Raw genomic sequence first — 8,344 nt, 5'->3', positions numbered from 1 at the left:
TGCATCCCACATCTTTTAGCAGCTTGGCGTACCGACAGTCCGCTTCGGACTAGCTCTACAAGCTGGACAGCCTGGCTGCCGCGGCGATCAACTCGTTTGGCTTTATACACGACTGGCAATCTAAAGGCATGGCAAAAATTCAAAGCATGCCCGTAATGACAGCCAAGCTCACCAGCCGCCGAACGGACACTACGCCCACTGCCAACCAAGGCAACTAAGCCACGACGATCCGATTCAGACAACGAATGAAACGGGCCAACAACCCCAGACACAACAACACCCTCCTAAGGGAAAGTGTTGCAACGACCCTCTGAACTCAAGCTTGTGCCACAGATGCAAAATGCCCTCGCGTCCCTCCGCACCTTAGAGCTAACGGGGGAGGCGAGGGCGGCGTCGGCAAGCGTGTGCGTCTTGTCGCTTGCCTTGGCAAGCTTGGCCTCTTAGTCGAGGTAATCGCGCAGTACCTGGGAACGAGAGGGGTGGCGCAGCTTCGACATCGTCTTGGACTCGATCTGGCGAATGCGCTCGCGGGTAACTCCGTAGACCTGGCCGATCTCGTCTAAAGTGCGCGGCATACCGTCGGTCAAGCCAAAGCGGAGGCGAACCACGCCGGCCTCACGCTCGGACAGTGTAGTCAGAACGTCTTGGAGCTGGTCCTGCAGCAAGGTGAAGGATACGGCGTCGACCGCAATGACGGCCTCGGAGTCCTCGATGAAGTCACCCAACTGGGAATCGCCTTCGTCACCGATGGTCTGATCCAAGGAAATGGGCTCGCGGGCGTACTGCTGGATTTCGAGCACCTTTTCCTCGGTGATATCCATCTCCTTCGCCAGCTCCTGCGGGGTAGGCTCGCGGCCCAAGTCCTGCAAGAGCTCGCGCTGGATGCGGCCCAGCTTGTTGATGACCTCCACCATGTGCACTGGGATGCGGATGGTACGAGCCTGGTCAGCCATGGCGCGGGTAATGGCCTGGCGGATCCACCACGTGGCGTAGGTGGAGAACTTATAGCCCTTGGTGTAGTCGAACTTCTCCACCGCGCGGATAAGACCCAAGTTGCCTTCCTGAATGAGGTCCAAGAAAGCCATGCCACGGCCGGTGTAGCGCTTGGCCAAGGAAACCACCAGGCGCAGGTTGGCCTCCAGCAAGTGGTTCTTGGCCTTGCGGCCATCACGGGCGATGCTGCGCAGGTCGCGCTTTTCCATGGGGGAGAGCTTGGCAGCCTTATCGCCTTCGGCGCGGGCTTTTTCCATCTCATCCATGCGGTGCTGTGCGTACAGGCCAGCCTCGATGCGCTTGGCCAGGGAAACCTCTTGCTCGGCGTTGAGCAGGGCTACCTTACCAATCTGCTTGAGGTAGGCACGGACAGAGTCAGCAGAAGCGGTTAACTGCGCATCCTTGCGTGCTTGACGCAGCGCAGCTGACTCTTCCTCATCCCAGACGGAAGAGGAGTCTTCCTCTTCTTCCTCATCGTCATCGTCCAAGTCCTCTTCGAGGTCTTCGCCGGCGTCGAAGTCATCATCGTCTTCGATGTCCGCATTTGTGGGATCGAAGTCGACGTCCTCGTCGTGCTCGTCCTCCTCGAGCTCCTCTTCTGCTTCCGGCTGTGCCTGCTTTTCGGACTCGGCTGGGGATTCCTGCTTCTTTGCCGCGGATTTGCGGACCGTCTTCTTAGTGGCCTTTTTGGCAGACTTCTTAGTGGTCTTCTTGGCCGACTTTTTGGCGGTCTTCTTCGCGGTTTTCTTGGCTGTTTTCTTAGCGGTCTTTTTGGCCGTCTTCTTAGCCGTCTTTTTCGCGGTTTTCTTTGCCGTCTTCTTGGCGGTCTTCTTTGCAGGAGTAGATGCCTCAGCGGCGTTTTCGCCCTCGCCGAGTGCCTGGTCTGAAGATTCAGTGGCTGCCACGTACGCCCTTTCGACTAACTTCTTGATTGAAACAGCTCAGTGCGCCCTAGTCGGGCGCTCGTGTATCAGTGTGATGTTAACGCGTTGTGGCCTTATGCAGGCCAGACACGCCCTAGAGCTATTTAACTTAGGATCGACCGCCCAGTATAGAGGATCTTTCCAATCTGCCGGTGGATAGGGTCACCTGCAGTGCGTGAATACTACGGTTTCAAACCGTCTACCGCCGCCATCGCAGCTCCGACAATTCCTGCGCGATTGCGCAGTTGTGCAGGCATGACGGGGGTTTCAATATCAAGGTGTGGGCCCCATTTTTCAAACTTGCGGGAAATCCCACCCCCGATGAGGAAGGCCTGCGGGTTAAAAAGCTTTTCATATTCCGCGAGGACCTTGTTGAGTCGCTTCGTCCACTGCTTGTATTTGAGTTCCTCGCGGTCCTTTACAGCCGAGGACGCAATCTTCTCAGCCTCGTCACCGCCCACCGTGAGGTGCCCCAATTCGGTATTCGGGAACAACTGGCCGTCTAGGAAGAAGGCCGAACCGATACCGGTGCCCAGGGTTAGGAAGATTACGGAGCCTTGCTTGGCGATGTCCTCTCCGTAGGCAACCTCGGCTAGTCCCGCCGCGTCGGCGTCGTTAAGCACGGCAAAATCCGAATCCAGGTAGTCCGCAAAGAGTTCTGTGGCGTTGACCCCAATCCAGTCCTTGGAAATATTTGCCGCAGTCTCGACTTCCTGGTTGCGAACCACGGACGGCAGGGTGATGCCAACGGGGCCGTCCCACTGCTTTTCCTGCACGATGTGGGCTACCACCTTGGCAACATCATGCGGCGTAGACGGCTGTGGGGTGGCGATCTTCAAACGCTCGCCCACGAATTCGCCGGTGGCAAGGTCCACCTCAGCGCCTTTAATGCCGGAGCCTCCGATATCGATGCCAAAGGAATGGCCAGAAAGAGTAGTCATGCCCGACAGTCTAGAAGAAGGCACAATAGTTGGCATGACTGAGCAGATCGATTTTCTCCAATTGCGGGATTTTGCCGTTTCTACCGCCACGCGGGCTGCGGAATTAATTACTGCGCGGCGTGCAGAACTCGTAGCCGGTGACGGCATCGCGGCGCATACCCACACCAAGTCCAGCGACGTAGATCCCGTAACGGAGGTCGATACCGCTACAGAGGAGTTCATTGCCACCACCATTCGCACCCAGCGCCCCGGGGATGGAATCTTTGGCGAAGAAGGCGCCAATGTGGAATCGACCAGTGGCGTTACCTGGATTGTCGATCCGATTGACGGCACCGTGAATTTCCTCTACGGGGTGCCGGACTACGCCGTATCCATCGGTGCAGAGTACCAAGGGCACCTCGTAGCTGGCGCAGTGGTCAACGTGGCGCGCGGGCGCACCTATGCTGCCGCAGCCGGCCAGGGTGCCACGGTAACCGGCCCAGACGGAATTGAGCACGCACTGCGGTGTGGCCAGACACAAGATCCTGCGTTGGCCTTAGTAGCCACCGGCTTTGGTTACGAAGCTGACCGGCGAGCAGCCCAAGCGGAGCTTCTTACCAAGCTCCTGCCTAATGTGCGTGATATTCGCCGCATCGGCGCTGCCGCGCTCGACCTATGCAGGGTGGCAGAGGGAACCGTTGATGCCTACTTTGAGCACGGCATCAACGCGTGGGACTTCGCTGCTGGGGCAATCATTGCCCGCGAGGCAGGTGCAGTGGTGCGCCATCCAGGCTTTGATAAAGGCTCCGCTGACGGTGAACTTACCTGGGCCGCGGGGGCAGATTTGGCCCCCGCATTCGAAAAGCTTTTAGCAGCGCACGGGGCCACGGACGCGCTGCGGGGGTAATAGTTTCCCACGCCGGCGAGCGGTGAGATGACATCTAGCCATTTGTGCTTTACTATGCGCGATCGATAAATACCCATTCCTTAAAGCAACTTGACCATTAGGGGCGTGCATTATGGCCACCGATTATGACGCACCGCGCCGGCGCGCGGAAGATGAACTCGAAACTGACTCCCTAGAAGGACTCAAAGCCGCTGAGAGCGATAACAACGGCATGGACGATGACGGAGAAATCGTCGAAGCCTTCCAGCCGCCATCAGTAGACCTCACGGGCGAGGAGCTTAATGTTGAGGTAGTTCCACGTCAGGAAAATGAGTTTACTTGCGGTTCGTGTTTCCTAGTGCAGTCCAATAAGCGTTACTCCCACGAAGAGGACGGCCAGCCAATCTGCAAGGATTGCGCCTAGAGGAATACACAGCAGAAACGAACCCCGCACTCGGCAACTTTTCACCTGCCGAATGCGGGGTTTGCTATTGCAGCCACCAAACTTTCGGTGGTGTGCAAAGCTATTAAAGATTAGTGCTGTTCCGGAACGAAAGCGTGGAGCAAAGCCTCCGGATCCTTCGAGGCGATGAGCCAATAAGGAGTATCGTCCTCTGGATCATTGAGCACCATCATGGCGTGCTCATCCACCCAAGCGTGGGAGACCAAAAACGCTGCGGGATCGAATTGTGGACCCAGCGCATTGCGCCGCGCAGATTTGGGAACGGTGATAGACCGCGACACGACGTCGTTGGGCAACTGGGCATCTTTGACCGTGAGCCAACGCGTTCCATCCGGGTCACGCTCTACCTTGATGACCGTATTGGACCAGGTAATAAGTACCCACACTGCGATAGCGCCAAGGAGGATCGCGGGAATAATGGTCCACCACATGGAGCGGTTAAGGCCGGCAGTAGCGGAAGTAAGTGCCACGATGGCGGCGGCGAATAGCCAAAAGTACCAAGGGACCCACTGGCGTTCGCGGTAGAGCACTTGAGAGTCCACCGTGCCCTGTGCCGAAGCGGCGCTTGACGGTGCCGGAGTTGCGGAAGTAGCAGATGTATCAGACACGTTTAGTCAGTCTAGTCCACACGCGCCGCAGAATGAACCTCCCAAGGCAGGTAGGATTGGCCAGGTGACTGACTCGATTCCGCATTCTCAATCAGAAAGCCCCTTTGGGGACATTAAAGTCAAGCGCCTGGATAAGGAGCTTCCACTGCCGCACCGCGCCCACCGTGGTGACGCCGGTGCGGACCTCTATGCAGCAGAATCTCTTACCCTGCAACCCGGCGAGCGCGCCCTCGTCGGCACCGGGATTGCCATTGCGCTGCCACTAGGAACGGTTGGTTTAATTCACCCGCGCTCCGGACTAGCCGCCAAGCAAGGGCTTTCCGTTGTCAATACCCCGGGCACGGTGGATGCCGATTACCGCGGGGAGATCAAGGTCTGCCTCATCAACCACGACCGGCACGCTCCCATTGAGATCGAACGCGGAATGCGCATCGCTCAGCTCGTGGTCCAGCGCGTAGAGCTGGTGGGGTTTGCTGAGGTTGAAGAGTTGGATGACACCGTCCGCGGAGCCGGCGGCTATGGCTCTACCGGTGTGTAGTTAAAGCAGTAGAGACTCAACGAGACTTTTAGAAAGGACGTAGCACCCATGGGAATCTGGCCCTTTGGCAAGAAGAAAGACGAAGAAGAGAAGGCTCAGGAAAAGCCTGCAGCACAAAGCGAAAAGCCGGCGGACCCCACGTCCGCGGATGCAGAGGCGCAGGAGACCTATGCTCCAGTAGGCGACACCGCAGCAGATGCCGCGGCGGCTTCTGGCAATGAACCCCGCGAATTTGCACATGATGCCATCAATGGCCAGACCGGCCCCTTTGATGGAGACTCTGTCGATATCGAGACCTTTGATTTCAGCGACTTTTCCATTGGCGTATTAGATCTGGGGTCCCTGCGCATCCCACTGCCAAAGGAATCCCAGGTACAGGTGGAAATGGGCGAACAAGGCCCACGAATGCTGCACATAGTGACCAAGGTAGGCCGAATTACTCCCGTAGCCTTTGCCGCCCCACGTAAGCCAGGCCAGTGGGCAGAATCTGTGGAGGAAATCAAGGAGGGCATGAGCCGCGACGGTCTTACCGTTACTACCGAGCCAGGCCCTTGGGGTGCTGAGGTCGTGGGCAAGAACGACAACGGTCAGATTCGCGTCATCGGTGCAGACGGTCCGCGCTGGATGCTGCGCATGACCTTGGCCGCGCCGGCCGGTATGGAAGCAGACCTCGCAGACATGGCCCGCGAGGTTGCTGCCCGTACCTTCGTCTACCGCGGGGAAGACCCCATACTGGCGGGAAATGCCTTGCCGGTCATCATGCCTGAGCAGCTGGTAGAGCAGGTCAAGCAGGCCATGGACCAGCGCCAGCAAGAACAGCAGGCAGCCGCTAATGCTCAAGACCACCCAGAAAACGGCGTGGGCGGCCCCGACCCTGCGGCAGAAGCAGAGGCGGAGCAACACCTGCGCGATTTGGGCGGTACCCCACAACAGGGTGAGAATGGATCGTCCCCGCAGAATCCCGATGAGGGCTCTGCACCTAATTCCAAGAACTAGGCAAAGCAGTAAACCACGTGACACATTCTTCCTCGCCGCACCCTTCCCCGGACGCTAAGAACCTGGACTCTGAGGAGTCTGCTGCCGAACCCACGCTGCTGGAGCAGATGGGAGGCTTGTCAGGGCTCGTGTCGGCCACCTTGCCAGTCATTGTGCTGATTCCAGTCAATAACTTCTTTGGGCTGGGCCCAGCCTTGGCAGCGGCGCTCGGCGTGGCCGTTGTTATTGCACTCTGGAGGGTAATCCGGAAAGAGACCCTGCAGCCAGCCATATCGGGTCTGCTGGGAGTCGCACTATGCGCTGCCATCGCCTGGTTTACGGGTGATGCCAAAGGGTATTTCTTGTACGGCATCTGGATGTCGTTGGCACTGTGCATTGCCGCTGTACTATCAATCCTCTTCCGGTGGCCCGCTGTGGGTGTCATCTGGAAAGGAATTAACGGCGAGGAAATGCAGTGGCAAAAGGTTGCTCAGGCGCGCCGGGCTTATGCCATCGCTACCGGCGGGTGGGCGGTCATCTTCCTGGCCCGCTTTGTTATTCAGCGCGCCATTTATGATGCGGATGCAACCACTGCCTTAGGGGTGACCCGAATCTTGATGGGGTGGCCATTGACGCTTCTAGTTACGGCGCTGACCGTGTGGATGGTGCGCCGCGCGGATGCAGCCGTGGACGCAGCGGCGGGCACAGGTGAGCACACTAACGCAGAACGAGAACAAAAGTCTGAGGCAGAAAATGACTGAATCAACGATGAGCCGTGGCGATAGTCTTGAGGTCACCATTGACCGCATGGCGCACGGCGGGGAAGGAATTGGCCAGGCGCCGGATGGGCGAGTGGTATTCGTTCCTCGCGCTTTTCCCGGCGACGTCGTAAAAGCTACGGCCGGCCGTGTAAAGAAGTCGTTCATTAAGGCAGAGCTGGAAAGCGTACTAAGCCCTGGGTCGTTGCGCGTTCCCTCGTCTTGTCCTGCGGCCGCGCAAGGAGCTGGCTGCTGTGATTTCGCCGAGCTGGATCCCTCGGCCGAAACCGGAATCAAGGCAGAGATCTTGTCGGAGCAGCTGCGCCGCACCGGCGTTGTCACTGGCGAGGAACTGAACATTGAGCAGCACACCCTAGAGCCGGTTCGGGGATGGCGCACGCGGGTGAGGTGGGGCGTCGACAAGCAAGGGCACGCCGGAACCCGTCAACGTCGGTCCAATGAGCTTATTACGGGCGCTGCCTGTACGCAGCTGGCTCCGGGATTGGCAGAGGGGCTCGTTGGAGAGGGCGCGCGCCGATTTACCCCAGGCGCTGAGGTCATCGCCGTTCTCGATGGCGATGGCAACCGCCACGTGGTAGAATCCCGCAAGGCCCCGCGCGGGCGCCGCGTGGAGACCATCCGTGAGGTGGTAGAAGGCAGCGGCAAGGTGCACGAGCATGTCGACGGGCGGACGTTTAGCTTTCCTGCTACCGCCTTCTGGCAGGCCCACAGCCACGCACCGGCCGCGTATACCGATCTGATAGCGGAGTGGCTCGGGGGCCGCGAGTACCAAGAGCACACCGCCTGGGATCTCTACGGCGGCGTAGGCCTATTCGTTCCCTCACTGGCCCATGCCGTGCAGGGCAAGGTTATCTCCGTGGATTACTCACCGGCGGCTACGGCCGGGGAACAGGCCGCCCTTGCGGACTGCGATGTGGAAGTAAAGTCCGCGAAGGTGGAGCAGGTCGCCGCCCAGCTTCCCAAGCCTGGCGCTGTAGTCCTTGATCCGCCGCGCACCGGAGCAGGGGAGGACGTGATTCGTTCCGTGGCGGCCGCTGCACCCCAGGCGGTCGTTCACGTGGGATGTGACCCCGCCACCTTCGCACGCGACTTGGGATACTGGAACCAGCACGGATACGGAATAGAAAAGATGGCACTCATTAACGCGTTCCCCGGAACGCACCACTTTGAAACGATTGCTCTCATTACCCCCGCCTAATGAGCCTTTATGGCTCCGAGGCGGGGTGCGGCACGTTGCCGCGCCGTTCTCGGAACATTGA

The 8,344-nt window shown here is 58.9% G+C and carries 9 protein-coding genes; 6 read left to right on the top strand and 3 right to left on the bottom strand.

The genetic code is table 11. From position 1 onward, the window contains the following. Positions 1–440: 440 nt before the first annotated feature. Together MHX61_RS02510 and ppgK are read right to left on the bottom strand one after the other, a co-directional pair. Positions 441–1,898 (bottom strand): RNA polymerase sigma factor, encoded by a 1,458-nt coding sequence (locus MHX61_RS02510; RefSeq protein ID WP_049377392.1) that lies wholly within the window; start codon positions 1,896–1,898, stop codon positions 441–443. A 200-nt stretch (positions 1,899–2,098) separates the two neighbouring features. Then, positions 2,099–2,857: a polyphosphate--glucose phosphotransferase gene (gene ppgK, locus MHX61_RS02505; RefSeq protein WP_239192186.1), complete on the bottom strand. Its 759-nt coding sequence runs from the start codon at positions 2,855–2,857 to the stop codon at positions 2,099–2,101. Here ppgK and MHX61_RS02500 point away from each other — a divergent pair. Together MHX61_RS02500 and MHX61_RS02495 are read left to right on the top strand one after the other, a co-directional pair. After that, entirely contained in the window at positions 2,856–3,743 is an 888-nt protein-coding gene (locus MHX61_RS02500; RefSeq protein ID WP_239192184.1) for an inositol monophosphatase family protein, read from the top strand. The genes ppgK and MHX61_RS02500 overlap by 2 nt on opposite strands. A gap of 112 nt (positions 3,744–3,855) precedes the next feature. After that, positions 3,856–4,146 (top strand): DUF4193 domain-containing protein, encoded by a 291-nt coding sequence (locus MHX61_RS02495; protein ID WP_005325023.1) that lies wholly within the window; start codon positions 3,856–3,858, stop codon positions 4,144–4,146. Positions 4,147–4,256: 110 nt separating this feature from the next. Here the strand turns inward: MHX61_RS02495 and MHX61_RS02490 are convergent, their stop codons facing one another. After that, on the bottom strand, positions 4,257–4,793 hold the full coding sequence (locus tag MHX61_RS02490; RefSeq protein WP_370658399.1) for a DUF3093 domain-containing protein: 537 nt from the start codon (positions 4,791–4,793) through the stop codon (positions 4,257–4,259). A gap of 64 nt (positions 4,794–4,857) precedes the next feature. Here MHX61_RS02490 and dut point away from each other — a divergent pair, with 64 nt between their 5' ends. From dut to MHX61_RS02470, 4 genes are read left to right on the top strand one after another with little or no spacing between them, the layout of a single operon-like run. Beyond that, a complete protein-coding gene (gene dut / locus MHX61_RS02485) occupies positions 4,858–5,331 on the top strand; it encodes a dUTP diphosphatase (protein WP_204608775.1) in 474 nt (157 codons plus the stop codon). A 48-nt stretch (positions 5,332–5,379) separates the two neighbouring features. Then, positions 5,380–6,327 carry a DUF3710 domain-containing protein gene (locus MHX61_RS02480; RefSeq protein ID WP_204608777.1) on the top strand — a complete coding sequence of 316 codons (948 nt, stop codon included), beginning with the start codon at positions 5,380–5,382 and terminating at the stop codon, positions 6,325–6,327. Between the two features lie 17 nt (positions 6,328–6,344). Next, positions 6,345–7,067: a DUF3159 domain-containing protein gene (locus MHX61_RS02475; protein WP_204608779.1), complete on the top strand. Its 723-nt coding sequence runs from the start codon at positions 6,345–6,347 to the stop codon at positions 7,065–7,067. Further along, positions 7,060–8,283 (top strand): class I SAM-dependent RNA methyltransferase, encoded by a 1,224-nt coding sequence (locus tag MHX61_RS02470; protein ID WP_239192182.1) that lies wholly within the window; start codon positions 7,060–7,062, stop codon positions 8,281–8,283. Before MHX61_RS02475 ends, MHX61_RS02470 begins: the two co-directional genes overlap by 8 nt. The last annotated feature ends 61 nt before the right edge of the window (positions 8,284–8,344 follow it).

The organism is Corynebacterium sp. ACRPF (assembly GCF_022347395.1).
In the GTDB taxonomy this organism is placed as follows: domain Bacteria; phylum Actinomycetota; class Actinomycetes; order Mycobacteriales; family Mycobacteriaceae; genus Corynebacterium; species Corynebacterium tuberculostearicum_D.
The sequence above is the reverse complement of the archived record's forward strand: the minus strand, read 5'-3'. Positions and strand labels throughout refer to the sequence as shown.

What these genes read in the sequence shown, in the direction of transcription:
- MHX61_RS02500 (WP_239192184.1), top strand. Translation starts at nt 2,856, where the DNA reads ATGCCCGACAGTCTAGAAGAAGGCACAATAGTTGGCATGACTGAGCAG.
- ppgK (WP_239192186.1), bottom strand. Translation starts at nt 2,857, where the DNA reads ATGACTACTCTTTCTGGCCATTCCTTTGGCATCGATATCGGAGGCTCC.
- MHX61_RS02495 (WP_005325023.1), top strand. Translation starts at nt 3,856, where the DNA reads ATGGCCACCGATTATGACGCACCGCGCCGGCGCGCGGAAGATGAACTC.
- MHX61_RS02480 (WP_204608777.1), top strand. Translation starts at nt 5,380, where the DNA reads ATGGGAATCTGGCCCTTTGGCAAGAAGAAAGACGAAGAAGAGAAGGCT.
- MHX61_RS02470 (WP_239192182.1), top strand. Translation starts at nt 7,060, where the DNA reads ATGACTGAATCAACGATGAGCCGTGGCGATAGTCTTGAGGTCACCATT.